Below are 25,924 nucleotides of genomic sequence, written 5' to 3'. Positions count from 1 at the left end.
TGATTGAACCGGCGATAAGCATTTGCAGGAAAGTGGTTAAAAACCGGTTTGTGGTAATGCGAGCAGCGCCGCCGCGGCGATCGCGACGCCGTAAGGGATTTCCAGCTGACCTTGCTTCTTGCGCAGCGTGCGCTCGATCAGCATCAGCAGGGTGATGGCGCCGCCCGCGATCGACATGACCATCAGCATCTGAATCAGCCCGCCGAGCGGCAGCCACAGCGCGAGCGCAGCGATCAGCTTGACGTCGCCGCCGCCCATCCAGCCCATCGCGAAACAGCCGCAGAAGATCGCGAATACCAGGGTGGCGACGATCAGCTGGACGCCGATGTCGGCCCAGCCGAGTCCAATCGCCCACCACCAGGCGGGCGCGGCCAGCGCGATCGCCGCATTCTTCCAATTGGCGATCTCGCGGATGCGCGCATCCTCGATGCCTGCCGATACCAGCAAGGCCCCGAGCGCTACGAGCAGCGCGACCGCGAAGACATTGTCCCACCCCATCGGCGCACACCGGTAGACGCGATGGCTTGCGAAAACGTAACCATGGCGATGATGCTCGACTCCATGGCCCTTCGCCGCACCATCCCCGCCGGCGCTACCTTCTCCTCCTGGCAGGCGCCCGATGGCTGGCTGCACCGTCGATTCGACTGGCCGGGAGCGGGGCGCGGGCGAATCCTCGTCCAGGGTGGCCGCGCCGACATCGTCGAGAAGTATCTCGAGGTAATCGCGCATCTCCATGGCCGTGGCTGGTCGGTCACCGCGTTCGACTGGCGCGGTCAGGGTGGTTCGGGGCGATTGTCCGCCGATCCGCATGTCGGCCATGCCGACGACTTCGGGGCATTGGTAAGCGATCTTGGTGCCTTCTGGCAGGCGTGGACAGCGGAAGCGGCAGGGCAGGCCGGGCCGGCGGTGCTGCTCGCGCATTCGATGGGCGGGCATCTGGCGCTGCGCGCGATGCTCGACGGGCTGGTGGTGCCGGACGCCGCGGTGCTGGTCGCGCCGATGGTCGGCATACGCTCGCCACTCGGCTCGCGAATCGGTGCGTGGGTGGCGGGTGCACTGGCGCGCACCGGTGATCCTGCGCGCGCAGCGTGGCGGGTGCGGCCGGACCAGCGCTCCGCCGGCCATCGCCAGCGGCTGCTCACCCATTCGGTCGAGCGCCATGGCGACGAAGCCTGGTGGTACGGTCGCCAGCCCGAATTGCTGCTCGGTCCCCCAAGCTGGGCCTGGGTGCGCGAAGCCTTCCGCTCGGGTGCGGTGCTGCAGGCCGATCCGCGTCTCGCCGCGCTCGCCGTGCCGGTGCTGATGCTGGTCGCCGATCAGGACGGCCTGGTCGACTCGGCAGCGGCGCTGCGCCTCGCGGCGCGCCTGCCCGATGTCGAGCTGGTGCGGTTCGGGGCCGAGTCGGCGCATGAAATTCTACGTGAGGATGATGCGGTCCGGCAGCGGGCCTATGCGGCGATCGACAGCTTCCTGGATGAACGCGCCGCGTGACCACCACCTTTGACATTGCCATCGTCGGCGCCGGCATGGCCGGCGCCAGCCTGGCAGCGGCACTGGGCGCGCGTGCCCGCGTGCTGATGCTCGAGGCGGAGGACCAGCCGGGCTATCATGCCACCGGGCGCTCGGCGGCCTTCTGGTCGGAAACCTATGGCGGTCCCGGTGTCCAGCCCCTGACCAGTGCGTCCGAGTCTGCGCTGCGCGAGGGCGGATTTCTCGCTCCGCTCGGCTCCGTGCAGATCGGGCGGGCGAGCGACGCGGCGAGGATCGACGCGTTCCTCGCAAGTTTCGCGCGGAGTTCGGTGCCGTTGGCGCGCGTCGATCCGGCGGCGTACATCCCGGGGCTGAAGCCCGATTGGACGCTCGGCATCAGCGAGCCGACCTGTGCCTATATCGACGTCGCCGCGCTTCATGCCTTCTACCTGGCGAACGCGCGCCGCGCCGGCGTTGAGATCGTTACGCGTGCGGGCCTGAGACGGGCGAGTCGCGCCAATGGCCGCTGGTTGCTGGAGACCCATGCTGGCAGCTTCAGCGCTTCCGTGCTGGTCAATGCCGCGGGTGCCTGGGCGGACGAGGTGGCGGCCGCGGCCGGCGCGCGGCCACTCGGGATTCGTGCATACCGGCGAACGCTCGTGCAGCTGCGCACCGATCCGCCGGCGCCCGCCACCATGCCGCATGTCGCCGACATCTCCGGAAATTTCTACTTCAAGCCGGAGGCGGGGGGGCGGGTGTGGCTGTCGCCGCATGACGAGACGCCGGCCGCACCAGGGGACGCCGCGCCCGAGGAACTCGATGTCGCGATCGCGATCGACCGACTCGAGCAGGTGGTGGATTGGAAGATCACGACGGTGGAGCGCAGTTGGGCGGGGCTGCGCAGCTTCGCGCCGGATCGGCTGCCGGTGTATGGCTTCGATCCGCTGGTGCCCGGCTTCTTCTGGTGTGCAGGCCAGGGCGGCTTCGGCATCCAGACCGCGCCGGCGGGGGCTGCCATCGCTGCCAGCCTGTTGCTCGGCGAGCCGCTGGGCGAGGGCTATGCCGGTATTGATCGGTTGCAGTACGCGCCCGGCCGGTTCGCGCCGTAGCGGATCGCGATCACGCCTCGGGCTTGCGTCCCGCTTCCACCGCGGCGTCGCTGGCGAGCTTGTCGACCCGTTCATTGTCGGGATGGCCGGCATGGCCTTTGACCCAGACCCACTCGATTTCGTGCTTCTGCGCCGCGTCGAACAACGCCTGCCACAGGTCGGCGTTCTTGACCGGCTTCTTGTCGGCGGTGCGCCAGCCGTTCTTGCGCCAACCGTGGATCCAGCGGGTGAGGCCATCCATGACATATTTGCTGTCGGTGGAAAGCTTGATCGTGCACGGCCGCGTCAGGATGGCGAGCGCCTTGATCGCGGCAGTGAGCTCCATGCGGTTGTTGGTGGTCAACGCCTCGCCGCCCGACAGCTCCTTCTCATGCTCGCCGAAGCGGACCAGCGCGCCCCAGCCGCCCGGCCCAGGATTGCCCTTGCAGGCGCCGTCGGTCGCAATTTCCACCACCGTCATGCGAACAGATTTCCTTGCGTGTAAGCCAGATAGCGACGCCAATAGGCCAACGGATCCTTGCGCGTCACCAGCGCGCCCGCGGGCGTGTTGAGCCAGTCCCATGCCCGGGTGAGGGTGAATCGGAGGCACGCGCCGCGCGCGAGCACCGGCATCGCCACGCGTTCGTCGGTGGTCAGCGCAAAGCGCTCGGTATAGCCGCCGATCAACGCATCGCCGACCGTCGCGTCGAACCGCTCGCCGGTGGCGTCGAAGCTCCAGGCGGTGTGGGTCACGGCGAGATCGTAGGCGCGAACGTCGGTACAGGCGAAATAGAAGTCGATCAGGCCGCTGACTTGGTCATCCAGCATCAGCACATTGTCTGGAAACAGATCGCCGTGGATCACTGATAGAGGCAACTGCCCGGGCCAGCTCGCAACCACCTCGGCGACCGCTGCCGATAACTGAGCGAACAGTCCCGGTGCGATGCCATCGAGATCCGCGCCGCATTGATCGAGCAGCGCCTGCCAGGCGTCCGGGCCGAGCGTATTGGCGCGTGTCGGCGCAAAATCCTGCAGGCTGCCGTGCAGCTTGCCGAGAGCCGTGCCGACGTGGCGCGCCTGCACGGGTGTCGGCGTACTCGCCGAGAAGCCCGGCAGGAATTCGATCAGGCAGGCGGGACGGCCGGCGAGCTGGTGGATAGTTTGCCCGTCACGGTCCGGCAACGCACGGGGCACCGGATTGCCGCGGCGGGCGAGATGCTCGAGCAGATCAAGAAAGAACGGCAGATCGCCGGCGTCGACGCGCTTCTCGTAGAGGGTGAGGAGGAACCGCCCCTTGCTGGTATCGACCAGATAGTTGGAATTCTCGACACCCTCGGCGATGCCCTTCTGCGCGACCAGCACGCCGACATCGAACCGGGTGAGGAATGCCGCCAGCGTCTCCGAGGGTACCTGCGTATAAACCGCCATCAGGCCGCCGCGTCGAGGCCGCGTGGCAGCTTGAAGGCGATCGTCTCGCGGGTGGTTTCCACTTCCTGCTCGGTGATCGCAAAGCGCTCGGCGAGCCGATCGACCAGTTCGCGCACCAGCACCTCGGGAGCGGATGCACCGGCGGTGATGCCGAGCGTGGTGACACCAGCGAGGAAGTCCCATTCGAGTTCGCTGGCGCGCTGGATCAGGCGCGCCGGCACGCCCTCGCGTTCGGCGACCTCGACCAGGCGCACTGAGTTGGACGAATTGGGCGCGCCGATCACCAGCAAGGCATCGCAGGCCGCGGCGATCGCCTTGACCGCGGCCTGGCGGTTCGAGGTGGCATAGCAGATGTCCTCGCCGCGTGGCGGCTGCATCAGCGGAAAGCGGCGCTGCAGCGTCCGCACCACGGCGGCGGTATCGTCAACCGACAGCGTCGTCTGCGTCAGGAAGGCGAGGTTTGCGGGATCGGCCGGGGCGAACAGCTCGGCGTCCGCCTCCGTCTCGATCAATGTCATCACCCCTTCGGGCACCTGGCCGAAGGTGCCGATCACCTCGGGATGACCGGCGTGGCCGATGAAGACGATGTGGCGCCCTGCGGCGACCAGCCGCTCTGCCTGGCGGTGGACCTTGGAAACCAACGGGCAGGTCGCATCGAAATAGCCGAGGCCCCGGTCCTCGGCGGCCGCGGGCACCGACTTCGGCACCCCGTGCGCGGAGAACACGACCGGTGCGCCATCGGGCACCTGATCCAGCTCATCGACGAAAATCGCGCCCTTGGCCTTGAGACTGTCGACCACGAATTTGTTGTGGACGATCTCATGGCGGACATAGACCGGCGCGCCATTCTTCTCGATCGCCAGCTCGACGATGCGGATGGCGCGATCGACGCCAGCGCAGAAGCCGCGCGGGGCTGCGATCAGCAGCGTGAGGGCCGGTTTGTCGCTGGGCGTCATGATGCCGCGGCTCTACGCCATTGCTTGCGCGGGTGAAAGCCGGTTCCTATGGTGCGCGCCGATCCGGGGCCGCCATTCGGTCTGGCCCCAGCCGTTCGAAAAGGTACGCGTTCCCGTGAAAACCACCCTGCTTGGCCTTTCCGCCCCGGCACTTGCCATCGGCGCGCTTGCTCTTGGCGGTTGCGCCGGCAAGGGCGAGATCGTCGAAGGCGGCATCTCCGCGGTTCGCTCCGCCTGCCCGGTGGTTGGGGTGCCCGCCGGCACCGGCGACGTCACCTTGTTCGATCCGGCCGGCAGCCGCGACGCCAGCGCGATCGACGTCGTCGCCGATGTCACCAACGTCCGCTCCACCTGCAACGACAGCGGTGAGCAGATCGCGACCACCGTTACCTTCCAGGTCAACGCCCGCCGCACCCGTGCCGACGCGCCGCGCGATCTGACGCTGCCGTACTTCATCGCCATGGTCCGTGGCGGTACCAACGTTACCGCCAAGCGTGTCGGCCAGGTCGCGGTGCATTTCGATGCCGGCCAGGCGCGCGCCACCGCTACCGGCCAGGCGACCAGCTGGGTGAGCCGCGCCGCGGCGACGCTGCCGCAGAACGTCCGCGACGAGCTGACCAAGAAGCGCAAGGCCGGCGACCAGGATGCGGCCACCGATCCGCTGACCCGCCCCGAAATCCGGCAGGCGGTGCTGAGCGCGAGCTTCGAGGCGCTGGTCGGTTTCCAGCTCACCGACGATCAGCTGAAGTATAACGCCCAGCGTTGATCGCGGGCGGCTGATTGCCGTTGACTTGGGTTTTCCGCCCCGCCACAGCCTGACAGGTCGATGCCGGGCAACCGGCATGGGCACGCGCGGGAGAGAGTCTCCGTTCCGAACCTGGTAGCATGGCTGCCGTCCGGAAGAAGGAGGCCGCCGAAGGAGCAACCACCCCGGAATCTCTCAGGCAACCCGGACCGCGCGCGCCATTCGACACTCTGGAAAGCGCTCCTTCGAGGAGCCACCGAAGGGGTAAGCCGGTCCATCGCAAGGCCGGCGAAAGCTCTCAGGTACCGTGACAGAGGGGGTTTGGTTCGGTTGCGGCGCCAGGCTGCAGTCGGCCGCCCTGTGGAGACGGTTCGATGAGCATGCCCCCCAAGTCCGATATCGCCGATGTGGCGAATGCCGATGGCGACGATGCCGCACACGACGTCGTCCAGCAGCTCCCGCTCGACGCCTGGCATCGCGCCCGCGGCGGCCGCATGGTGCCGTTCGCCGGCTATGAGATGCCCGTCCAGTACGAGGGCATCATGGCCGAGCATCTGTGGACGCGCGAAAGCGCCGGGTTGTTCGACGTCAGCCACATGGGCCAATTGGTGTTCACCGGCGAGGGCGCCGACAAGGCGCTCGAGGCGGTGCTGCCCGGCGACGTCACCGGCCTTGCCCCGAAGCGCAACCGCTACTCGCTGCTACTCGACGAGCAGGGCGGAATCCTTGATGATCTGATGGTGACGCGGCGTGCCGCGACGGGTGAAGGCGAGACCGGGGACGAGCTGTACATGGTGGTCAATGGCGCCACCAAGTACGACGACATCGCCTATCTGCTCGATTTCCTGCCCGACGCGGTGACGCTGAACCTGATGGACGATCAGGCCTTGCTCGCAGTGCAGGGGCCCAAGGCAGTCGCCGCGGTGGCGCGGCTGGTGCCGGGTGTTGATCGCCTGGTGTTCATGACCGCCGATGCGTTCGAATGGAACGGCACGCCGCTGTGGATCAGCCGCTCGGGCTACACCGGCGAGGATGGCGTCGAGATCTCGATCCCCGCCGACGTCGCCGAAGCCTTTGCCGATGCGCTGTGTGCGCAGCCCGAGATCAAGCCAATCGGCCTTGGCGCACGCGATTCGCTGCGTCTCGAGGCCGGGCTGCCGCTCTACGGCCACGACCTCGATCCCGAGACGACGCCGGTGATGGCCGACCTCGGCTTTGCGCTCGCCAAGAAGCGTCGCGAGGCGGCAGATTTCGCGGGCGCCAAGCGGATCCTCGACGAGCGCGAGCATGGACCTGCAACCAAGCGCGTCGGGCTGGTGGTCAGCGGCCGCCAGCCGGTACGCGAGGGCGCGAGCGTGGTCGATGCCAGTGGCGCCGAGATCGGCAAGGTCACTAGCGGCGGCTTCGCGCCGTCGTTCGGCGGGCCGATCGCGATGGCCTATCTGCCGGCGTCGCTTGCGGTCGAGGGGCGCACCGTCCAGCTCGTGCAGCGCGGCAAGATCCACAATGCCACGGTGGCAGCGATGCCGTTCGTGCCGCACCGCTACGTCCGCCAGGTTTGAGCAGCAACTTTGAGCTTTTTGGGAGGCAGATGAGATGAGCCGTTACTTTACCGAAGATCACGAATGGATCGACATCGATGGCAACATCGGCACCGTCGGCATCTCCGATTATGCCCAGGGCCAGCTCGGCGACATCGTGTTCGTCGACGTGCCCGAAGAGGGCAAGCAGCTCGCCAAGGGCGACGAGGCCGCGGTGGTCGAGTCGGTAAAGGCGGCGTCCGATGTCTATTCGCCGGTATCGGGCACGGTAATCGAGGGCAATGCCGCGCTCGCCGACGATCCCAGCCTGGTGAACACCGATCCCGAGGCGGAAGGCTGGTTCTACAAGATCACGCTGAGTGATCCGGCCGAGGTCGCAGCGCTGATGGACGAGACCGCCTACGAAAGCTTTGTCGCGAAGCTGTAAGTCCCACCGTAACCGTCATCCCGGCACAAGCCGGGATCTTGCGCCGCCTGCACGACGCTATTGTCGACGCTGTGGCCCGAGACCCCAGCCTTCGCTGGGGTGACGTTTCAAAGGAACGTGATGCGCTATCTGCCCCTTACCCCGTCCGATCGCGAGGCCATGCTCGGCGTGATCGGTGCCGCGTCGATCGACGATCTGTTCGTCGACGTGCCTGAGTCGGCGCGCCTGCCCGGGCCGGTGCCCGGCCTGCCTCCTCACGCCAGCGAGTTGGCGGTCGAGCGGCATATGACGGCCTTGGCACGCAAGAACACCGTGGCGGGCGAGGGGCCGTTCTTCCTCGGCTGCGGCGCCTATCGCCACCACGTGCCCGCCAGCGTCGATCACCTGATCCAGCGCGGCGAGTTCCTGACCGCCTACACCCCCTATCAGCCTGAAATCGCGCAGGGCACGCTGCAGATGCTGTTCGAGTTTCAGACGCAGGTGGCGCGGCTGCTCGGTACCGATGTTGCCAACGCATCGATGTACGACGGCTCGACCGCCTGCTGGGAGGCCATCGGCATGGCGCGGCGCATCACCAAGCGCGGCAAGGCGATCCTCTCGGCCGGGCTGCATCCGCATTACGTGTCGGTCGCCAACACCATGGCGAAATACACCGGCGACGTGCTCGATACCGCAACGCCGACGCTCGGCGCGGACACCGACATCGAGCGACTGATCGCGAGCATCGACGCCGATACCTCCTGCGTCGTGGTGCAATATCCCGATATCCTCGGCCGCATCGCCGATCTCACCCCGCTCGCCGACGCCTGCCACGCCAACAAGGCGCTGCTGATCGCGGTGGTCACCGAGCCGGTGGCGCTCGGCGCAATCAAGAGCCCGGGCGAGATGGATGCCGACATCGTCGTTGGCGAAGGCCAGTCGCTCGGCGTCGGGCTCCAGTTCGGTGGACCCTATGTCGGCCTGTTCGGCTGCAAGGACAAATATGTTCGCCAGATGCCCGGCCGGCTGTGCGGCGAGACGGTCGATGCCGATGGCCGCCGCGGCTTCGTGCTCACCCTGTCGACGCGCGAGCAGCATATCCGCCGCGAAAAGGCGACCAGCAACATCTGCACCAACTCGGGGCTGTGCGCGCTTGCCTTCTCGATCCACATGACCTTGCTCGGCGAGGCCGGGCTGCGCGCACTGGCGGCGACCAACCATGCCGGCGCGGTCGCGGCGGCCGAGCGGCTCGTGCAGGTGCCGGGGGTCGAGCTTGTCACCGAGAGCTTCTTTAACGAATTTACGCTGAAGCTACCCACGGAAGCCCGGCCGGTCGTGCGGGCGCTTGCCGAGCGCGGCATCCTTGCCGGCGTGTCGCTCGGTCGGCTCTATCCCGACGCCGCCGATCTCGCCAACGGGTTGGTCGTCGCGGTGACCGAAACCACTACCGCGGAGGACGTCGAAACCCTTGCCGCCGCGCTCGAGGAGCTGCTCGCATGACGATCAATCAGAGCGGCTGGCGCCCGACCGCGCCGGAAAAGGGCGAACCGATCGCCGCTACCTTCACCGGCAACAAGGCACTGATGCTCGAGGAAGCGCTGATCTTCGAGATCGGTGCGACCGACACGACGGGCGTCGAAGTCGCCGCGCCTGTCACGGTCGCCTCGCGGCTCGGCGGGCTCGACCGTGCCGCGCCGATCGGCCTGCCCGGCTTGTCCGAGCCCGAAACGGTTCGCCATTATACTCGCCTCAGTCGGCAGAATTACGCAATCGATCTCGGCCTGTTCCCGCTCGGCTCGTGCACCATGAAGCACAACCCGCGGCTCAACGAGAAGATGGCGCGGCTGCCGGGCTTCGCCGACGTCCACCCGCTGCAACCGACCGATACGGTGCAGGGCGCGCTGGAGGTGATCCACCAGCTCAGCCACTGGCTGGTGACGCTCACCGGCATGCAGTCGGTGGCGATGAGCCCCAAGGCCGGCGCGCATGGCGAGCTGTGCGGCATCCTCGCGATCAAGGCGGCGCTAGAGGCGCGCAACGAGGGTCATCGCAAGGTGATCCTGGTGCCCGAGTCGGCGCATGGCACCAATCCCGCCACCGCCGCCTTCGCGGGCTTTACGGTGGAGGATATTCCCGCCACCGCCGACGGCCGGGTCGACACCGCGGCGCTGACGGCGCGGCTCGGGCCGGATGTCGCCGGCGTGATGATCACCAATCCCAATACCTGCGGGCTGTTCGAGCGCGATCTCAAGGCGATCTCGGACGCGGTGCACGCCGCGGGCGGCTACGTCTATTGCGACGGCGCCAATTTTAACGCGATCGTCGGCCGGGTGCGGCCGGGCGACCTTGGCGTCGATGCGATGCACATCAACCTCCACAAGACCTTCTCGACGCCGCACGGCGGTGGCGGTCCGGGTTCCGGGCCGGTGGTGTTCTCCGCGGCGCTCACTCCGTTCGCGCCGCTGCCCTTTGTCGACAAGCAGGGCGACCAGTTCGTGCTGGTCGAGGAGGAAACGGCCGAGGATCACCACGCGCAGAGCTTTGGCCGCATGGTCGCGTTCCACGGGCAGATGGGGATGTTCACCCGCGCGCTGACCTATATCCTCAGCCACGGTGCCGACGGCCTCCGCCAGGTTGCCGAGGATGCGGTGCTCAACGCCAATTACGTGCTGCGCAGCCTCGAAGGTGCGCTCGATGCGCCGTTCGCGGGCAGCGGGCCGTGCATGCACGAGGCGATCTTCTCCGATGCCAACCTCGCCGAAGGGTTCTCGACGCTCGACGTCGCCAAGGGGTTGATTGACGAGGGCTTCCACCCGATGACGGTGTATTTCCCGCTCGTCGTCCATGGCGCGATGCTGGTGGAACCGACCGAGACGGAGTCGAAGGCGGCACTCGATCAGTTCATCGGGGCGCTGCGATCAGTGGCGGAGCGTGCCAAGGCCGGCGATCAGACACTCAAGACCGCGCCGCATTTCGCGCCGCGCAGCCGCCTCGACGAGACGCAGGCGGCGCGCAAGCCGGTGCTGGTGTGGAAGGACAAGGTCGCCGCCGAATAGGTCTGGATCGATGGTGCCTTACCCTGTTACCACAGCGTTGGAGTGGTAGCGGGGAGGGTATCATGCAGACGCACGCAGCACAGCCGGGCCAATGGATCGGCTATGTCATCAGCACGGTGATCGTGGTTGTCGTGCTGGCGATCCGGATGCGCGGCATGAAGCGGACGCGGCCGTTGCGGCTCGAGACATTGTGGGTGATCCCGGCGATCTACGCAGTGTTCGCGGCGGTGATGTTCATGCAGTTCCCGCCCGGCCGGCTCGGCTGGCTATTCAGCGGCCTTGCTCTGCTGGTTGGCAGCGCGCTCGGCTGGCAGCGCGGCAAGATGATGCGGATCACCGTGGATGCGGAGACCCACAAGCTCAACCAGCAGACCTCGCCGGCGGCGATGCTGTTCATCGTCGTGCTGATCGGCGTCCGTTTCGCGGCGCGCGACCTGCTGGCGGGTAGCGGCGCCTACAGTCTGCATCTCAGCACCATGCTGATCACCGACGTGCTGATCGCGCTCGCCGTCGGCCTGTTCGCGACGACGCGCCTGGAGATGTACCTGCGCGCGCGGCGGATGCTGGCCGCGGCGCGGGCGCCCGTGACCGCCTGAACGAGCCGGGGTGACGAACATCTCGCGCGCGGATAAAGCGCGCGGATGAAGCACGCACTCCCCGTCACCCGCGAAGCGGATTTCGCCGCCTGGTACCAGTCCGTGATCAGCGAGGCCGATCTCGCCGAGGAATCCGGCGTGCGCGGCTGCATGGTAATCCGGCCGTGGGGCTATGGCATCTGGGAGCGGATCCAGCGGTTGCTCGACGACCGGATCAAGGCGACCGGCCACGAGAATTGCTACTTCCCGCTGTTCATCCCGCTCTCCTATTTTGAAAAGGAGGCGGAGCACGTCGAGGGCTTTGCCAAGGAGATGGCGGTGGTGACCCACCACCGGCTGGTCGGCGACGGCAAGGGCGGGCTGGTGCCCGATCCGACCGCCAAGCTCGAAGAGCCGCTGGTCGTGCGCCCGACCTCCGAGATGGTGATCGGTGCCGCCTTCGCGCGATGGGTGCAGTCGTGGCGCGACCTGCCGGTGCTGATCAACCAATGGGCCAATGTCGTGCGCTGGGAGATGCGCACCCGCATGTTCCTGCGCACCTCCGAGTTCCTGTGGCAGGAGGGGCATACCGCGCATGCGACGCCTGCCGAGGCGCGCGACGAGACGCTGAAGATGCTCGAGGTGTATCGCTCCTTCGCCGAGGACTGCCTGGCGCTGCCGGTGGTCGCGGGCGAGAAGCCCGAGAACGAGCGCTTCCCGGGCGCGGTGGAGACCTGGTCGATCGAGGCGATGATGCAGGACGGCAAGGCGCTCCAGGCGGGCACCAGCCACTTCCTGGGCACCAACTTCGCGCACGCGCAGAACATCCGCTTCCAGAATGCCGACGGCCAGTTCGAGCTGGCCAACACCACCAGTTGGGGCGTCTCGACGCGGATGATCGGCGGCGTGATCATGGTCCATGGTGACGACGACGGCCTGCGCGTGCCGCCGCGGATCGCGCCCTGGCAGATCGTGATCGTGCCGATGCTGCGCGACCAGCCCGAAGACGAAAGCATCGTCGCTTACGCCAAGACGCTGCAGGCCGAGCTTGCGGCGCTGTCGGCGCTCGGCGAGCCGGTGCGCGCGCTGATCGACATCAAGCCCCCCAAGGCGGCGACCAAGCGCTGGGGCTGGGTGAAGAAGGGCGCGCCGGTGGTGATCGAGATCGGCGGCCGCGACGTCGCCGGTGGCAACGTCTCGGTGATCCGCCGCGACCGGCTGTACCGTGAGGACGGCAAGCTCGATTCGCAGGTGATGGCACGTGACGAACTGGTCGCCACGGCGCCGGGGCTGCTCGCGGCGATCCAGGCGGGGCTGCACGACGAGGCGACCGCGCGGCTGAAGGCGGGAATCGTGCCGGCCGCCAACTTTGCGGCGGTCGAGGCCCATTTCGCCGACGGGGTGAAGAACCCGGGCTGGGTCGAGGTACAATGGGCCAAGCCGACCGGCGCGGCGCTCGATGCGGTGGTGGAGCGGCTGAAGGCGCTCAAGCTCACCGTCCGCAACGTGCCGGTCGACGCGGCGCCGGCGGATGGCGTCTGCATCTTCACCGGCGAGGCCGCGGTGGAGCGGGTGCTGCTGGCGCGGGCCTATTGAGCGCTAACTTCGCTAAGGTCGCACATATCGACCACGGTTGCGCCCGGCGACTCGGGCGATGCGCCGGGCGTCCGGCGAGCGTGACAGGGTAGGCCGCTGTAGGACAGCGCCTATCGAGTCGATGGCGGCAAGCACAGGCTCGCCGCCATCGGTCGTTTACGCGCGGCTACCACGTTGAGGGAGCATCGGGCGGGCCGATATCGACAGTGCCGTCCGGCGACACATCGCGCACCCCCTTGAGGTCGCGGATGCGGGTTGCGGCCTCGTCATCGGCGTCCCCGGTGACGACGCCGATCGCTTCCATCACCTCGCGGACGGCAAAGCCTGCGTCCTCCAAGCCGCGGCGGACGCGGGGGAGGGGCTCATCGGGCGAGACCGTGACGATCCACCGCTTGTTGTCAGGCATTGGCGTGGCTCCTCGGGACGCAGGTCTCCCTGCTGCGGCGGGTCAACTCGGCGCCTGGACCAGCCCCTTGCCGACGCGCGCAGCAGGGAAGGGCAGCGGCTTCGCCGAGGCGAGCAGCTTGTTCCACAATGCCTGGCCGCGCAAATTGGCGCCGGTCTGCGCCCACAGCGCGGCGCAACCGGCGACATGTGGCGTGGCCATGCTGGTACCCCTCTTGATCCCGTAGCGCTGGGGCATGGGCACGCTGGAGAAGACGTCGCGCCCGGGCGCCGCGATCTCGATCTTGCCGAAATTCGAGAAGGACGACGGCCGCAGATTAGGGTCGAGCGAGGCGACCGACATGATCGTCGGCGAGTTCGCCGGCGCCCCCGTCTGCGCCGCGGCATTGCCTGACGCGGCGATGATCAGGCAGCCGTTGTTGAGCGCCGCCTGCCCGGCCGCGGTATAGGCGGCCTGCGGCGGCGACTGCGACCCCAGCGACATGGAGATCACCGCGCAGCGGTTGGCGATCGCCCAGTTCATCCCGGCGAGCACCCCGCCGGTGGCGCCCGACCCGGTATTGGACAAGACCTTGCCGATGAAGATCGGCGCTTGATAGGCGATGCCGTAACGCGGCGTCGTGCCGACCGGTGCCTGCGGGCCACATGACGTGCCGGTGCAATGGGTGCCGTGACCGTGGAGATCCTGAACCGGCTGGCCGACGAAACTGTGGCTGACGATCGGCCGGCCGACGAAGTCGGGGTGATTGAGGGCCATGCCGGTGTCGAGCACCGCCACGCGGATGCCGGCGCCGCTGCGGGCGCTGATCGGCACCTTGCACGCGGCCAATCCCCAGGTGGCGCCGAGCACCTGCGCCTCGAATTCGTCCGGATCCTGCAGATCCGGCAAGATGGCATCAGCGGACAGGGCGTCGATCGCGCGGCGGAAGCCGCGAATGTAATCGGTGGACAGATCCTCGGCGAACACGAAATATTCGGGCTCATAGGCCGCGATGGGCTGATCCGACGCGGCGGCCGATTCCTGCAGCCTGGCGCTGCGCTCGCCGGCGGCCTCCGCGCTGATCACCGCGACGCCAATCTCCGGCAGCATCAGCACATCGGCATCGCCGACATCCTCGACCGACGCCGCCTGATCAGTGAAGTCGCGCGCATCGGCCGTGCGCAGGCCGAGCGCCTTGAGATGCGCGGTCGTCTCCTCCTGCGCATTATCAGCATAAGTGACGATGTAGCGCCCGGTCTGCAGGCTTTCATCGCCGCGTTCGAGCGCCGACAGCAGCATGACATCATAGGCGCTGACGCCCGGGCCGCCGCCGCCGTTGCCATTCACACCGTTGCTACCGTTACTACCATTGCCAGCCTTGTTTGCCACGATCCCTCTCCTGATGATCAGTTGAACGACAACATGAGGTTGTTAGACACGGGTAAGCATGAATAATGATGACAATGACTATCGATGCCGCAAGCAGCATGACTGTATTGTGCGACTCGATAATGGAGCTGGAATGATAATACTCGCCATTGTGGCGAGTCAATTATCGACCAATACAAAGCAGGTTAGTATTTCCCGCTAATTGCTGAACTTCGTTGCCCAGCGCAAGCGGGAATTCGCAGTTAAGGTCCGCTCGGGCTGGTTTCCGGATTGCAGTCATAGCTGCGGACGGCGGTGGCATCTGCCGCGGCCAGGCCCGATCATCAGTCTTCCGGGGCGGATCAGCTGTGGGCGGCGATCCACTGCTCGACCACCGGCGCGACCATGTTGCGCCAGCGGCTGCCGTTGAAGATGCCGTAATGGCCGGCGCCCTCGGCGACGAGATAGCGCTTCAGCTCGGCGGGAAGGCTGGTGGCGAGGGTCAGCGCCGCTTTGGTCTGGCCGAGCCCGGAGATGTCGTCCTTCTCGCCTTCCACCGCGAGCAGCGCGACATCGGTGATCGCGGCGAGATCGACCGGGCGGCCGCGGTGGGTCATCAGCCCTCGCGGCAGGGCGTGGGTCTGGAACACTCGGTCGATCGTCTGCAGGTAGAATTCCGCGGTCATGTCGCAGACCGAGCGATATTCCTCGTAAAAAGCCTTGGTCGCGCCTGCGCCCTCGCCATCGCCCTGGACGAGATGCGCGAACATCTCCCAATGGCTCTGCATGTGGTTGCCGAGGTTCATCGACATGAATCCGGCAAGCTGGAGGAAGCCGGGATAGACCCGGCGGCCGGCGCCGGGGTGACCTGCGGGCACGGTGACGATCACATTGTCGGCGAACCAGCTGTGCGGGCGCTCGGTGGCGAGCGTGTTGACCGCGGTCGGCGCCTCGCGGGTGTCGATCGGGCCGCCCATCATGGTCAGCGTCCGCGGCCGGCAGGGATGGGCATCGGCGCTCATCAGCGCGACCGCGGCGAGGCATGGCACCGACGGCTGGCACACCGCGAGCATGTGGGTGCCGCCCTGGCCCGCGTTGGGCCCGATCGCGGCGAGGAAGGCGACCAGATAATCGATGTAATCATCGAGATCGAACCGGCCATCGGCAAGCGGGACCAGCTTCGCGTCGCGCCAGTCGGTAATGTAGACGTCGGCGACCGGGAGCATGCGTTCAACCGTGCCGCGCAGCAGCGTGGCGTAATGGCCCGACATCGGTGCGACGATCAGCAGCTTGGGCGCCTGCTCGATGCCTTCGCGGCGGAAGCGCTTGAGCTGGCCGAACGGGCGCTGGAAGACGATCTCCTCATGCACCGCGACCTCGTCGCCGTCGATCACCGTGTGGGTGAGGCCGAACGCCGGTTTACCCCGCGGTGCAGCAGCATGGGCGAACACCTCGAGCGCCGAGGCGACCACCGTGCCACCGCCCATATAGGAAAACGGGTTTGCCGGCCCCTGCAGCCATCCGGCGCCCAACCGCGCCATGGCGCTGGCGCCGGCGAGCATTTTCCGCTGCAGTTCATAGGCGTCGTAGAGCATGCGGTATCGTGTAGCGTATCCTGGGCGGACGTGTCGTGCGGGAAATGCCAGGTAAGGATTGTTGCGTCGCAGCGGCAGCTGGGGCTGCATTACCCTGAACTTGTCGGGCGATCATGGCCTGCGCGTCGAGGCAGGCGGCACAGTTCCGGTGATGGATGCTGAACCAAGGTCAGCATGACGGGGATGAGGCGTGACCTGGCGAAAGCGGCGTCACTGGTGGTGGCAGGGGATAGGCCAGGTCGAGACCCCGGCTGACACCCAGTGACGGCATCATCCCGCACCGGCGTTGAGCGCATCCGTCTCGGCTGCTAGGCGGCGGCATGGCCGAGCCCACCCCACCCCGCCGTCGCCTTGGCGATCTCATGCTCGTCTGGCAGCGGCTGCTCGATTACCCAGGGCAACTCGCGATCGCGCTGCTGGCGCTGACCACCACCTCGGCGGCGACGATCGCCATTCCCTATGGCTTCAAGCGGGTGATCGATCGCGGTTTCGGCCCGGGGGCGAATGGCGCGGTATCGTCGTCGTTCCATTACCTGCTGATGATCGTCGGCGTGCTCGCGATCGCCACCGCGATCCGCTTCTATTTCGTCTCCTGGCTGTCCGAGCGGGTGATCGCCGACATCCGCACCGGCGTGCAGCGCCACCTGCTCGGCCTCACCCCGCGTTTCTTCGAGCAGAACCGCCCGTCGGAGATCGCCTCGCGGCTGACCTCGGACACCGCACTGATCGAGACGGTGATCGGCAGCACCGTCTCGATCGCGTTGCGCAACTGCTTCACCGGCATCGGCGGCATGATCTATCTGTTCGCGCTGTCGCCCAAGCTCGCCGGCATGCTGCTGCTCGGCATCCCGCTGATCATCCTCCCGGTCACCGTGCTCGGCCGCCGGATCCGCGCGCTGTCGCGCACCTCGCAGGACAGGGTCGCCGATGTCGGGTCGCTGATCAACGAGACGCTGGGCGCGATGAAGATCGTCCAGGCGTTCGGGCAGGAGCAGCGCGAGGCGCAGCGGTTCGGCGCGGCGGTGGATGCGACCTTCGCGGCCGCCAAGCGGCGGGTGCTGCTGCGCGCGGTGATGACCGCGATCATGATCGGGCTGATCTTCGGTTCGATCACGCTGGTGCTGTGGGAGGGCGCAACCGATGTCGCCGCCGGACGAATCAGCGGCGGCGCGATCGCCGCCTTCGTGCTGACCGGCGGCATCGTTGCCGGCGCGTTCGGCGCGCTGACCGAGGTCTATGGCGACCTGCTGCGCGGCGCCGGCGCGGCGAGCCGGCTTGCCGAGCTGATGGCCGAGCAGCCGGAGATCGCCCGGCCCGAGCCGCCGATGCCGCTGCCGGTGCCGGTGAAGGGCGCGCTGGTGTTCGACCAGGTGCGCTTCCATTACCCGACCAGGCCCGACACTGCGGCGCTTGGCGGCTTCTCGCTGAGCGTGCGGCCGGGCGAGACGGTGGCGGTGGTCGGCCCGTCGGGCGCGGGCAAGTCGACGCTGTTCCAGCTCGCCGAGCGCTTCTACGATCCCGATGCCGGCCGGGTGCTGCTCGACGGGGTCGACCTGCGCGAGGCGGATCCGGCGGCGGTGCGCGCGCAGATGGCGATGGTGCCGCAGGACACGGTGATCTTCGGCGCCAGCGCGCGCGACAATCTGCGCTACGGCCTGTGGGAGGCGAGCGACGAGCAATTGTGGGCGGCGGCCGAGGCGGCCAATGCGGCCGACTTCCTGCGCGCCTTGCCCGAGGGGCTCGACACCTTCCTCGGCGAGGGCGGCGCGCGCCTGTCCGGCGGTCAGCGCCAGCGGGTGACGATCGCGCGCGCGCTGCTGCGCGATGCGCCGATCCTGCTGCTCGACGAGGCGACCAGCGCGCTCGACGCCGAAAGCGAGCGGCTGGTGCAGCAGGCGCTCGAACGGCTGATGGAGAACCGGACCACGCTGGTGATCGCGCACCGGCTGGCGACGGTGCGCGCGGCAGAGCGGATCATCGTCATGGATGCCGGGCGGATCGTCGAGGAGGGCACCCATGCCAGCCTGATCGGCCATGGCGGGCTCTATGCGCGGCTGGCGAGCCTGCAGTTCAGCGAGGCGGCTTGAGGGGCGGGATAACATGCCCGCCCAGGTAGGGCGCGGACATCCGGATTACGGCATTTGCTCAGCGAGCTTGCGCCACCGAGCATAGGTAAGGCACTTCGTCTTTCCGGATTTGCGTTCGGTAAGACATGAAACCTGCTCGTCCTTGCTTTTGCCAAACGATCCTATTTTCGCCCCGTGGGATACGTCGACGTCGCGCCTGCCGAAGTCGGTTCCGCCATAAACGACATAAGGGCCGTTGATACCCTTCTGCACTGACGTGCTTACCTGGGCTGCTGCCGGCCACGCCAGACATGCCATGAGTGGGACGATCAGGGATAAGGTTCGCACATGCTCTCCATCATCAGTCTTGTCCGTCGCCCGAGATCTGCCGGTACCCGCGTTGGAAGCACCACGTCGGATTACCTACTATGTTGCGGCAAGCTTAATGCAGGATGACTTCTTTCATGCTCGCAACGACATGAGTCAATCTGTTTCCCCGCCGCAGGATCCGAACGGCAGAGGTTGCACGTTCACGTCAGCGATGAACGTGCGGTATCGCCGGCGGATCGTGCTCGCCTCACCAATAAGCCGCCATCAGTTCCGAAACCCACGCCGGCTGGTGTATGTCGCCACGCGGCAGGAACTCGCGCATCACCGGCTTGATGTCGATGACGGGGGTGCCGTGGATCGCATCCAGGCCCTCGACGTGGAGGGAGAGGCCCTCCACCGCCATGATCCGGCAGATCGTCACGCCGAGGCGCTTGGGCCGGTTCTTGCCGCGCTGGGCGAAGATGCCGGTGAGCGGCCAGTCCGTCCGGCCGCGAGGATGGCGGGCGCCGCGTTCGATCTGCTGCGGCGTGACCTGGTCGAACAGGAAGACGATCTCGGCGTGGCTGAACGCGTCCAGCCCGGCGAGTGCGTCGGGCGCGAAGACGGCGGGATCAAGCTGGATGATGGCATGGCTGGTGCCCCAATCGTCGTCGGTCGGCTCGGTGCGGCCGCCGCGGACATGGCCGATCGCCTCGATCGTGTAGGTCATGGCTGCTGCTCGTCCTTGCCGTGTGGGTTCTCGATAGTAGCCGATGGGGCGATTCTGGCTAGCGGCGGGCGGGCTTGTCGCGTGTCGCCGTGGGGGTAGAGTGAGCGCACTGGTCTGCCAGGGAGAATATGATCATGGCCCGCGAGTTCGACATCATCATCTACGGCGCGAGCGGGTTCACCGGGCAGCTGGTGGCTGAGTATTTGGCCGAGCGTGGCGTCGCGCACTGGGCGGTGGCGGGGCGCAGCCTGGCCCGGCTCGAGGCGGTGCGCGAGCGGCTCGCAGGCGCGGCGGCGACGCCGCTGGTGGTCGCCGAGGCCGACGACCCTGAGGCGCTGCGGGCGATGGCGGCGCGGGCGCGGGTGATCATCTCGACGGTGGGGCCGTATCAGCTCTACGGGTCGGGGCTGGTGGAGGCGTGTGCGGCGGCGGGGACCGATTATGTCGATCTGTGCGGCGAGCCGCACTGGATGCGGGCGATGATCGATGCGCACCAGGCTGCGGCGCAGGCGAGCGGGGCGCGGATCGTGTTTTCCTGCGGCTTCGATTCGATCCCGTTCGATCTCGGCGTGCTGACGCTGCAGGAGCATGCCCGCGCGCGCTTCGGCCGGCCGGTGCCGCGGGTGAAGGGGCGGGTGCGGGTGATGAAGGGGAGCTTCTCGGGCGGCACCGCGGCGAGCGTCAAGGCGACGCTGGCGGCGCTGGCGCGCGACCCGTCGCTGATGGGGCTGCTCGCCAGCCCGTTCGCGCTGACCCCGGGGTTCACCGGGCCGCACCAGCCGGTGGGGATGATCCCCGAATATGACGCGACGATCGGCAGCTGGGTGGCGCCGTTCGTGATGGCGCCGATCAACACCAAGAACGTCCACCGCACCAACTTCCTGCTCGGCCACGCCTACGGCGCCGACTTCGTCTACGACGAGATGATGGTCGCGGGGCTCGGCGACATGGGCAAGGTCGCCGCCGAGGCGATCGCCAAGTTCAATCCGTTCGCCGGCGACAAGGGGCCGCAGCCGGGCGAGGGGCCGAGCCGCGAGGAGCGCGAAGCGGGGCATTACGACCTGTTGTTCGCCGGGCTGATGCCGGATGGCGAGCGGATCGATGCGGTGGTCACCGGCGACCGCGACCCGGGCTATGGCTCGACCAGCAAGATGATCACGGAGACCGCGCTGTACCTGCTCGAGAGCGACGGCGCCGGGGGCGTGTGGACCCCGGGGGCGCTGCTCGGCACGGGCCTGCGCGATCGGCTGCAAGCGCGCGCGGGGCTGACCTTCACCGCCTGCTGAGCCGCGGCGCTCAGCGCGGGTAGAAGAGCAGCGCGATCACCGCGATGGCGAGCGCGCCGCCGATCCACAGCGGCAGCAGGCGACGCGCGCGCGCGGCCGCCGCGGCCTCATAGGCCGCCATGTCGAAATAGAAGCGCCCGGGCGCGGCAAGGCGGATCGAGCCGCCGGCGATCATCGCCGCCAGCGCCCGGCGCTCGCGGGGGCTGGCCGGGGCGAACGGGATCGCATCGGCGGCGCACACCGCGCGGGCATCGACGAAGCGCGGCGCGATGGTGCCGCGGACAATATAGCGGGTGCGCTCGACGCCCTGCCCATCGGTGCGCTGCAGCTCGGTCATCGCCGCTTGCCCTGGTGGCGGATGTTGGCGGGACGGCCGCGCTGCTTGAGAATGCGATCAGTACGGCGGCGCGATGGCGGCGCCGTCTTGCCCTGGGGGAGCTCGAAGCGCAGCGCGCCCGACACCGGATTGGCCTCGGCGAGGCGCAGTTCGAGGCGCTGGCCGAGGCTATATTCCTCGCCCGTGGTCTCGCCGATCAGCGTGCGCGCGGCCTCGTCGAAGCGGAAATATTCGCCGCCGAGATCGCGCACCGGCATCAGCCCGTCGCCGCCGATGCCCTCGACGGTGGCGAAGAAGCCGTAGTTCTGGACGCCGGTGATCCGCACCTCGAGCGTCTGGCCGACGCGTTCGGACAGGAAGGCGGCGACATAGCGGTCGATGGTGTCGCGCTCGGCCTCCATCGCGCGGCGCTCGAGCTGGCTAATCCCCTGACCGATCGCCTCCATCGCCTCCGCCTCGCCGGCCGTAAGGCCGCCGGGGCCGAGCTTGTAGGCCGAGACCAGGGCGCGGTGGACGAGGAGATCGGCGTAGCGACGGATCGGCGAGGTGAAATGCGCGTAGCTGCCGAGCGACAGGCCGAAATGGCCGTGGTTCTCCGGCGCATAATAGGCCTGGGTCTGGGTGCGCAGCACCTGCTCCATCACCTGCGGGCGGAACTCGGCCTCGCCGATCCGCTCGAGGATGCGGTTGAAGGTGGCGGGGCGGATCACCTGGCCGAGCGCGAGCGGCACGTCGAACGTGTCGAGATACTCCTTGAGCGCGGCGAGCTTCTCGCGGCTCGGCGGCTCGTGGATGCGGTACATCACCGGCGCCTTCTTGGCCTCGAGCGCCTTGGCGGCGGCGACGTTGGCGGCGATCATGTAATCCTCGATCAGCCGGTGCGCGTCGAGCCGCTCGCGCGGCGCCACCGACATGATCCGGCCCTTCTCGTCAAGCACGACGCGGCGTTCGGGGAGGTCGAGGTCGAGCGGCTCGCGATCGTCGCGCGCCTTGGCAAGCGCGCGCCAGCAGGCCCACAGGGGGACGAGGGCGTCGGCGACCACTTCCCGCTCGCTCGACCCCGGACGAAGCGCGGGGTTGAGCAGCGGGCGCTCGGCACCCGGGCTCGGGGCGTCGCCCGCGACCGCGTCGGCGATCGTCTGCGCGTCTTCATATGCGATGTTCGCCGCGATCCGCACCACCGCGCGGGTGAAGCGCCACGCGGTCAGCGCGCCGCTCTTGCTGATCTGGAGGTGGCAGGCGAGTGCGGCGCGGTCTTCGCCCATCTTGAGCGAACAGACCTCGGCCGACAGGATCTCGGGCAGCATCGGCACGACGCGATCGGGGAAATAGACCGAGTTGCCGCGGCGGCGCGCCTCGCGGTCGAGCGCCGAACTGGGGCGGACGTAGAAGCTGACGTCGGCGATCGCGACCACCGCCTTCCAGCCGCCGGCGTTGCCGGGGTCGTCGTCGAGCGCGGCCCAGACCGCGTCGTCGTGATCGCGCGCGTCGGCAGGATCGATCGCGACGATGGGGAGGTGGGTGAGATCCTCGCGGTCATCGCCGAGCGGCGTCTGTGCGACGCGCTCGGCCTCGACCAGCGTCTCGTCGGCGAACACGTCGGGGATGCCGAGCTTGTGGATCGCGATCAGCGAGAAGCTGCGCGGCGCGAACGGATCGCCGAGGCGCTGGACGACGCGCGCGGTGATCCGCGGCGGCTTGCCGGCGAGCTCGGCCATCACCAGATCGCCGGCCTCGGCACCGCCGGTGTCGGAGACCATGAACTCGCGGCGTTCCTTCTTCTCGACGCCGACCAGCCAGAACCGCTCGCCCTCGGCGCGGAGCACGCCGAGCATCTGCTCGGACGATTTGGCGAGCACCTTCATCGGGTGCGCGATCCAGCCGTTGCCGGCCTCCTCAGTGCGGGCAAGGATGCGCTCGCCGACGCCGAGCGCGCCGCGCTTGCGCTCGCGCACCCGCAGCCGCGGCACCGGCGTGTCGGCCTCCCAGCGATCGGGCACCGCCCAGACGTTGCCGCCATCGTCCACCTCGGCGACGCGCAGCACGGTGACCTTGGGCAACCCGCCCATCTTGTGGAAGGCGCGGCCCGGTGCGCTGTCGATCAGCCCCTCGTCGGCCATGTCCTTGAGCAGCGCCTTGAGCTGGATCTTGTCCTGCGCGGTAAGGCCGAAGGCGCGGGCGAGCTCGCGCTTGCCGGCGGGAACGTCCGATTGCTCGATGAAGGTGAGGATCTGCTGCCGCGTCGGCAGCCCTGCTCTTGGTTTTTTAGCCACGTGCCCGAGATAAGCATTTCGCCGCCATCCGCCATGGCGAAACACTCCTGCTGGCGCCCGAACCGCGCTATGGGGCCGCGCATGATGCCGATCCGCGTTGCCGCTTTGTATCGATTCACGCCGTTCGCCGATCCCGCGGCGCTCAGGGCACCGCTGCTCGCCGCGTGCGAGGCGAATGGCGTGCGCGGGACGCTGTTGCTCGCGGGCGAAGGGATCAACGGCACGATCGCGGGAAGCGACGACGGCGTCGAGCGGGTGCTCGACCATATCCGCGCGCTGCCGGGCTGCGAGCATCTGGAGGTGAAGAACTCGCGCGCCGCGGCCATGCCGTTCCACCGCACCAAGGTGCGGCTGAAGGCGGAGATCGTGACGATGGGGATGGCCGAGATCGATCCGCTCGACACCGGCCATTATGTCGCGCCGGCCGAGTGGAACGCGCTGATCGACGATCCCGACACGGTGCTGATCGACACCCGCAACGATTATGAGGTGGCGGTGGGCAGTTTTGCCGGCGCCGTCGACCCGCACACCGCGAGCTTCCGCGACTTTCCCGCCTGGTTCCGCGACCATCGCAACGAGTTGCTCGCCGGGCGCAAGCGGGTAGCGATGTTCTGCACCGGCGGCATCCGCTGCGAGAAATCGACCGCCTTCCTCAAGGCGGAAGGGGTGGAGGAGGTATACCATTTGCAAGGCGGCATCCTGCGCTATCTGGAGGACGTGCCGGCTGCGGACAGCCGCTGGCAGGGCGAATGCTTCGTGTTCGACCAGCGGGTGGCGGTGGGCCATAACCTCGCCCCGGGCACGCACAGCCTGTGCCATGGCTGCCGGATGCCGGTGAGCCCGGCCGATCGCGCCTCGCCGCTCTACGTGGAGGGCGTCGCCTGCCCGCGCTGCCACGCCGAGCGCGATGCGACCCAGAGGGCGGGTTATGCCGAGCGGCACCGGCAGGCACAGCTCGCCGCGGCGCGGGGCGAGGCGCATGTCGGGGCACGGTATGCGGATGGGGATGGCGACGACTGAGACGCGGCCGGCGCCCCATCTCGCGGGATGCCGCCTTGCCTCAATCCGCGCCTGCGCCGATGGTGCCTGCAACAATGGCTAAAGGAATGGCGGCAGTGGCGACGACATGGATGCGAAAAGCGGCGATGCTGGCGGGAGCGTTGCTGGCGACGGGCACGGCGCCCGCGGTGGCGCAGGGCATGGCCGAGCATCAGCCGGCGTGCCCGGCACGGCCGGTGGCGCCGCCCGCGGCGCTGCGCGGCTGGACGGCGATGACGCCGATCCAGGCCGGCGAGCGGGTGGGCCTGGCGCCGGTGCTGACGATCGGCCGCAGCGTCCGCGCGACGCTGCGTGACGAGGCGGGCGTGAAGCTCGCCGCGCCGTCGACCAGGAGCGGTGAGGCGCCGGGCACGGCCGGCCTGTTCCAGTTCGCGGTGGCGAGGGCGGGGCGCTACCGCATCGCGCTCGGCGAGGGCGTCTGGATCGACGTGGTGAGCGCCGGCAAGCCGCTCGCCTCGGTGGCGCACAGCCATGGGCCGGATTGCTCGGGGATCCGCAAGATGGTGGACTTCGATCTCAAGCCCGGCCGCTACGTGCTGCAGGTGACTGGCAGCAAGACGGCGTCGCTGCCGCTGATGGTAGCGCGGGTAACCGGGTAGAGTTGCGCGACGACGGTTGGTCGCCGTTCGATATTAGTCATCGCAGCGGAAGCTGGGATCTCTTGCGGCGAGCGCAAGGCAGGAGCCGTGAAACACCCCGGCGTTCGCTGGGGTGACGATCCTGGGAGAGAGCATCACTCTCCGACCTCCTCCTCGGTACCCAGCGGGTGCGCGCGCAGCAGCGCGGCCAGCGTCGCGAGATCATCGGCGGCCACCGCCGCGAGCCGTTCCTCGAGCGCGCGGAAGGTTGCGAGCACGTCGCGGCCGAGCGGGGTGAGGCGGGCGTTGCCGCTGTTGCCGCCGCGAACGGTGTCGACCAGCCGCTCGGCCCAGCAGCGGTTCATCGTGTCGACCAGCAGCCAGGTACGCCGATAGCTCATCCCGAGCACGCGGCCGGCCGCCGAGATCGATCCCTCGCGGTCGATCGCCTCGAGCAGATCGGCCTTGCCGGGACCCATCGCGGTCTCGCCGTCGCAGAACAGCTGCGCCTTCAGCTTGAGCGGGCCGACGCGCATCGCGATTACTTGCCGATCATCACGTCGCTGGCCTTGATCACCACGGTGACGGCGTCGCCCTCGGCAAGGCCAAGATCGGCGATCGCTTCTTCGGTGATGCTCGAGGTGACGATGTTGCCCGCGCCGATGTCGATCTTGACGGTGCCGTTGACCGCGCCGGGGGTGATGGCGACCACGGTGCCGGAAATCTGATTGCGCGCGCTGAGCTTCACGGACTGTCTCCTGAATGGTGACCGGCATCTATCACACGGTTTGCGTCGCGACCAATTGACGTTCGAATCACCGAACATTTCATCATGCGACTGACGCTCAATAGCTGGATGATCATGGCCTATGAGCAGTGCCCTTGCCGGCGCTGTGCCTCGGCGCCAGCGCGGTGCTGATCGGGCGGCCGGTGCTGCACGCGCTCGCGGTGGCGGGGATGCCGGGCGTTGCGCACGCGCTGCACCTGCTGCGCGCCGAGCTGGAGGCGGGGATGGCCCAGCTCAGCTGCGCGAGGGTTGCGGATCTTACCGCGGCGCGGCTGATCGCGGTGCGCTAG

The 25,924-nt window shown here is 68.1% G+C and carries 26 protein-coding genes and 1 riboswitch; of the genes, 14 read left to right on the top strand and 12 right to left on the bottom strand.

What is annotated here, in order from left to right; translation table 11 throughout:
• Window positions 1–36: 36 nt before the first annotated feature.
• Window positions 37–498, bottom strand: coding sequence for a prepilin peptidase (locus OXR60_RS07615; protein ID WP_267395217.1), 462 nt, complete (start codon window positions 496–498; stop codon window positions 37–39).
• A 51-nt stretch (window positions 499–549) separates the two neighbouring features.
• Between OXR60_RS07615 and OXR60_RS07610 the strand changes: the two genes are divergently transcribed.
• On the top strand, window positions 550–1,491 hold the full coding sequence (locus OXR60_RS07610) for an alpha/beta hydrolase (RefSeq protein WP_267395319.1): 942 nt from the start codon (window positions 550–552) through the stop codon (window positions 1,489–1,491).
• On the top strand, window positions 1,488–2,579 hold the full coding sequence (locus OXR60_RS07605; protein WP_267395216.1) for an FAD-dependent oxidoreductase: 1,092 nt from the start codon (window positions 1,488–1,490) through the stop codon (window positions 2,577–2,579). Before OXR60_RS07610 ends, OXR60_RS07605 begins: the two co-directional genes overlap by 4 nt.
• Before the next feature lie 10 nt (window positions 2,580–2,589).
• Here OXR60_RS07605 and rnhA read toward each other — a convergent pair whose 3' ends face one another.
• The 3 genes from rnhA to ispH are packed head-to-tail and all read right to left on the bottom strand — an operon-like array spanning window position 2,590 to window position 4,942.
• Window positions 2,590–3,039, bottom strand: coding sequence for a ribonuclease HI (gene rnhA, locus OXR60_RS07600; RefSeq protein ID WP_267395215.1), 450 nt, complete (start codon window positions 3,037–3,039; stop codon window positions 2,590–2,592).
• Window positions 3,036–3,986, bottom strand: a complete 951-nt coding sequence (gene thrB / locus OXR60_RS07595) for a homoserine kinase (protein ID WP_267395214.1) — start codon at window positions 3,984–3,986, stop codon at window positions 3,036–3,038. Before thrB ends, rnhA begins: the two co-directional genes overlap by 4 nt.
• Window positions 3,986–4,942, bottom strand: a complete 957-nt coding sequence (ispH, locus tag OXR60_RS07590; RefSeq protein ID WP_267395213.1) for a 4-hydroxy-3-methylbut-2-enyl diphosphate reductase — start codon at window positions 4,940–4,942, stop codon at window positions 3,986–3,988. Before ispH ends, thrB begins: the two co-directional genes overlap by 1 nt.
• A 115-nt stretch (window positions 4,943–5,057) precedes the next feature.
• On the opposite strand from ispH, the gene OXR60_RS07585 reads away from it, so the two are divergent.
• From OXR60_RS07585 to OXR60_RS07555, 7 genes are all read left to right on the top strand, one after another.
• Window positions 5,058–5,708 (top strand): hypothetical protein, encoded by a 651-nt coding sequence (locus OXR60_RS07585; RefSeq protein ID WP_267395212.1) that lies wholly within the window; start codon window positions 5,058–5,060, stop codon window positions 5,706–5,708.
• Window positions 5,709–5,907: 199 nt separating this feature from the next.
• Window positions 5,908–6,011: riboswitch (glycine riboswitch) on the top strand.
• Between the two features lie 56 nt (window positions 6,012–6,067).
• A complete protein-coding gene (gene gcvT, locus OXR60_RS07580) occupies window positions 6,068–7,249 on the top strand; it encodes a glycine cleavage system aminomethyltransferase GcvT (protein WP_267395318.1) in 1,182 nt (393 codons plus the stop codon).
• A 34-nt stretch (window positions 7,250–7,283) separates the two neighbouring features.
• Window positions 7,284–7,655 (top strand): glycine cleavage system protein GcvH, encoded by a 372-nt coding sequence (gene gcvH, locus OXR60_RS07575; RefSeq protein WP_267395211.1) that lies wholly within the window; start codon window positions 7,284–7,286, stop codon window positions 7,653–7,655.
• A gap of 120 nt (window positions 7,656–7,775) precedes the next feature.
• Complete coding sequence (gene gcvPA, locus OXR60_RS07570) at window positions 7,776–9,134, top strand: aminomethyl-transferring glycine dehydrogenase subunit GcvPA (protein WP_267395210.1); 1,359 nt, start codon at window positions 7,776–7,778, stop codon at window positions 9,132–9,134.
• The gene (gene gcvPB / locus OXR60_RS07565; RefSeq protein WP_267395209.1) at window positions 9,131–10,690 is read left to right on the top strand and encodes an aminomethyl-transferring glycine dehydrogenase subunit GcvPB; all 1,560 of its coding nucleotides are present in this window, start codon (window positions 9,131–9,133) and stop codon (window positions 10,688–10,690) included. Before gcvPA ends, gcvPB begins: the two co-directional genes overlap by 4 nt.
• 62 nt (window positions 10,691–10,752) lie before the next feature.
• Complete coding sequence (locus OXR60_RS07560) at window positions 10,753–11,286, top strand: CcdC protein domain-containing protein (RefSeq protein WP_267395208.1); 534 nt, start codon at window positions 10,753–10,755, stop codon at window positions 11,284–11,286.
• A gap of 45 nt (window positions 11,287–11,331) precedes the next feature.
• On the top strand, window positions 11,332–12,861 hold the full coding sequence (locus tag OXR60_RS07555; RefSeq protein WP_267395207.1) for an aminoacyl--tRNA ligase-related protein: 1,530 nt from the start codon (window positions 11,332–11,334) through the stop codon (window positions 12,859–12,861).
• A gap of 166 nt (window positions 12,862–13,027) precedes the next feature.
• On the opposite strand, the gene OXR60_RS07550 is transcribed toward OXR60_RS07555, so the two are convergent.
• The 3 genes from OXR60_RS07550 to phaZ all read right to left on the bottom strand — a co-directional run bounded on the left by OXR60_RS07550 (window position 13,028) and on the right by phaZ (window position 16,209).
• Complete coding sequence (locus tag OXR60_RS07550; RefSeq protein WP_267395206.1) at window positions 13,028–13,267, bottom strand: hypothetical protein; 240 nt, start codon at window positions 13,265–13,267, stop codon at window positions 13,028–13,030.
• A 42-nt stretch (window positions 13,268–13,309) separates the two neighbouring features.
• Window positions 13,310–14,635, bottom strand: coding sequence for a S8 family serine peptidase (locus tag OXR60_RS07545; RefSeq protein ID WP_267395205.1), 1,326 nt, complete (start codon window positions 14,633–14,635; stop codon window positions 13,310–13,312).
• 341 nt (window positions 14,636–14,976) lie between these two features.
• Complete coding sequence (phaZ, locus tag OXR60_RS07540; RefSeq protein ID WP_267395204.1) at window positions 14,977–16,209, bottom strand: polyhydroxyalkanoate depolymerase; 1,233 nt, start codon at window positions 16,207–16,209, stop codon at window positions 14,977–14,979.
• 320 nt (window positions 16,210–16,529) lie between these two features.
• On the opposite strand from phaZ, the gene OXR60_RS07535 reads away from it, so the two are divergent.
• Window positions 16,530–18,296 (top strand): ABC transporter transmembrane domain-containing protein, encoded by a 1,767-nt coding sequence (locus OXR60_RS07535; RefSeq protein ID WP_267395202.1) that lies wholly within the window; start codon window positions 16,530–16,532, stop codon window positions 18,294–18,296.
• A 556-nt stretch (window positions 18,297–18,852) separates the two neighbouring features.
• Here OXR60_RS07535 and OXR60_RS07530 read toward each other — a convergent pair.
• Window positions 18,853–19,314, bottom strand: a complete 462-nt coding sequence (locus tag OXR60_RS07530; RefSeq protein ID WP_267395201.1) for an SAM-dependent methyltransferase — start codon at window positions 19,312–19,314, stop codon at window positions 18,853–18,855.
• Window positions 19,315–19,448: 134 nt separating this feature from the next.
• On the opposite strand from OXR60_RS07530, the gene OXR60_RS07525 reads away from it, so the two are divergent.
• The gene (locus tag OXR60_RS07525; RefSeq protein ID WP_267395199.1) at window positions 19,449–20,600 is read left to right on the top strand and encodes a saccharopine dehydrogenase NADP-binding domain-containing protein; all 1,152 of its coding nucleotides are present in this window, start codon (window positions 19,449–19,451) and stop codon (window positions 20,598–20,600) included.
• A gap of 10 nt (window positions 20,601–20,610) precedes the next feature.
• Here the strand turns inward: OXR60_RS07525 and OXR60_RS07520 are convergent, their stop codons facing one another.
• Both OXR60_RS07520 and OXR60_RS07515 read right to left on the bottom strand, forming a co-directional pair.
• Window positions 20,611–20,937 carry a hypothetical protein gene (locus OXR60_RS07520; protein ID WP_267395198.1) on the bottom strand — a complete coding sequence of 109 codons (327 nt, stop codon included), beginning with the start codon at window positions 20,935–20,937 and terminating at the stop codon, window positions 20,611–20,613.
• A complete protein-coding gene (locus tag OXR60_RS07515) occupies window positions 20,934–23,210 on the bottom strand; it encodes a VacB/RNase II family 3'-5' exoribonuclease (RefSeq protein WP_267395197.1) in 2,277 nt (758 codons plus the stop codon). The genes OXR60_RS07520 and OXR60_RS07515 overlap by 4 nt, the downstream gene beginning before the upstream one ends.
• An 84-nt stretch (window positions 23,211–23,294) precedes the next feature.
• On the opposite strand from OXR60_RS07515, the gene OXR60_RS07510 reads away from it, so the two are divergent.
• A complete protein-coding gene (locus OXR60_RS07510; protein WP_267395317.1) occupies window positions 23,295–24,230 on the top strand; it encodes a rhodanese-related sulfurtransferase in 936 nt (311 codons plus the stop codon).
• A gap of 95 nt (window positions 24,231–24,325) precedes the next feature.
• The gene (locus OXR60_RS07505; protein ID WP_267395196.1) at window positions 24,326–24,868 is read left to right on the top strand and encodes a homogentisate 1,2-dioxygenase; all 543 of its coding nucleotides are present in this window, start codon (window positions 24,326–24,328) and stop codon (window positions 24,866–24,868) included.
• A gap of 134 nt (window positions 24,869–25,002) precedes the next feature.
• On the opposite strand, the gene OXR60_RS07500 is transcribed toward OXR60_RS07505, so the two are convergent.
• Both OXR60_RS07500 and OXR60_RS07495 read right to left on the bottom strand, forming a co-directional pair.
• Window positions 25,003–25,383 carry a LysR family transcriptional regulator gene (locus tag OXR60_RS07500; RefSeq protein WP_267395194.1) on the bottom strand — a complete coding sequence of 127 codons (381 nt, stop codon included), beginning with the start codon at window positions 25,381–25,383 and terminating at the stop codon, window positions 25,003–25,005.
• Between the two features lie 5 nt (window positions 25,384–25,388).
• A complete protein-coding gene (locus OXR60_RS07495) occupies window positions 25,389–25,595 on the bottom strand; it encodes a TOBE domain-containing protein (RefSeq protein ID WP_267395193.1) in 207 nt (68 codons plus the stop codon).
• 134 nt (window positions 25,596–25,729) lie between these two features.
• On the opposite strand from OXR60_RS07495, the gene OXR60_RS07490 reads away from it, so the two are divergent.
• Entirely contained in the window at window positions 25,730–25,924 is a 195-nt protein-coding gene (locus OXR60_RS07490; RefSeq protein WP_267395192.1) for an alpha-hydroxy-acid oxidizing protein, read from the top strand.

The organism is Sphingomonas sp. GC_Shp_5, assembly GCF_026540855.1.
Classification (GTDB): Bacteria; Pseudomonadota; Alphaproteobacteria; order Sphingomonadales; family Sphingomonadaceae; genus Sphingomonas.
The sequence above is the reverse complement of the archived record's forward strand: the minus strand, read 5'-3'. Positions and strand labels throughout refer to the sequence as shown.

Bases quoted from the DNA above. Each gene is read 5' to 3' on its own strand.
- OXR60_RS07615 (WP_267395217.1), bottom strand. From the start codon at position 498: ATGGGGTGGGACAATGTCTTCGCGGTCGCGCTGCTCGTAGCGCTCGGG.
- OXR60_RS07610 (WP_267395319.1), top strand. From the start codon at position 550: ATGCTCGACTCCATGGCCCTTCGCCGCACCATCCCCGCCGGCGCTACC.
- rnhA (WP_267395215.1), bottom strand. From the start codon at position 3,039: ATGACGGTGGTGGAAATTGCGACCGACGGCGCCTGCAAGGGCAATCCT.
- thrB (WP_267395214.1), bottom strand. From the start codon at position 3,986: ATGGCGGTTTATACGCAGGTACCCTCGGAGACGCTGGCGGCATTCCTC.
- ispH (WP_267395213.1), bottom strand. From the start codon at position 4,942: ATGACGCCCAGCGACAAACCGGCCCTCACGCTGCTGATCGCAGCCCCG.
- gcvT (WP_267395318.1), top strand. From the start codon at position 6,068: ATGCCCCCCAAGTCCGATATCGCCGATGTGGCGAATGCCGATGGCGAC.
- gcvH (WP_267395211.1), top strand. From the start codon at position 7,284: ATGAGCCGTTACTTTACCGAAGATCACGAATGGATCGACATCGATGGC.
- gcvPA (WP_267395210.1), top strand. From the start codon at position 7,776: ATGCGCTATCTGCCCCTTACCCCGTCCGATCGCGAGGCCATGCTCGGC.
- gcvPB (WP_267395209.1), top strand. From the start codon at position 9,131: ATGACGATCAATCAGAGCGGCTGGCGCCCGACCGCGCCGGAAAAGGGC.
- OXR60_RS07560 (WP_267395208.1), top strand. From the start codon at position 10,753: ATGCAGACGCACGCAGCACAGCCGGGCCAATGGATCGGCTATGTCATC.
- OXR60_RS07555 (WP_267395207.1), top strand. From the start codon at position 11,332: ATGAAGCACGCACTCCCCGTCACCCGCGAAGCGGATTTCGCCGCCTGG.
- OXR60_RS07550 (WP_267395206.1), bottom strand. From the start codon at position 13,267: ATGCCTGACAACAAGCGGTGGATCGTCACGGTCTCGCCCGATGAGCCC.
- phaZ (WP_267395204.1), bottom strand. From the start codon at position 16,209: ATGCTCTACGACGCCTATGAACTGCAGCGGAAAATGCTCGCCGGCGCC.
- OXR60_RS07535 (WP_267395202.1), top strand. From the start codon at position 16,530: ATGGCCGAGCCCACCCCACCCCGCCGTCGCCTTGGCGATCTCATGCTC.
- OXR60_RS07530 (WP_267395201.1), bottom strand. From the start codon at position 19,314: ATGACCTACACGATCGAGGCGATCGGCCATGTCCGCGGCGGCCGCACC.
- OXR60_RS07525 (WP_267395199.1), top strand. From the start codon at position 19,449: ATGGCCCGCGAGTTCGACATCATCATCTACGGCGCGAGCGGGTTCACC.
- OXR60_RS07520 (WP_267395198.1), bottom strand. From the start codon at position 20,937: ATGACCGAGCTGCAGCGCACCGATGGGCAGGGCGTCGAGCGCACCCGC.
- OXR60_RS07510 (WP_267395317.1), top strand. From the start codon at position 23,295: ATGCCGATCCGCGTTGCCGCTTTGTATCGATTCACGCCGTTCGCCGAT.
- OXR60_RS07500 (WP_267395194.1), bottom strand. From the start codon at position 25,383: ATGCGCGTCGGCCCGCTCAAGCTGAAGGCGCAGCTGTTCTGCGACGGC.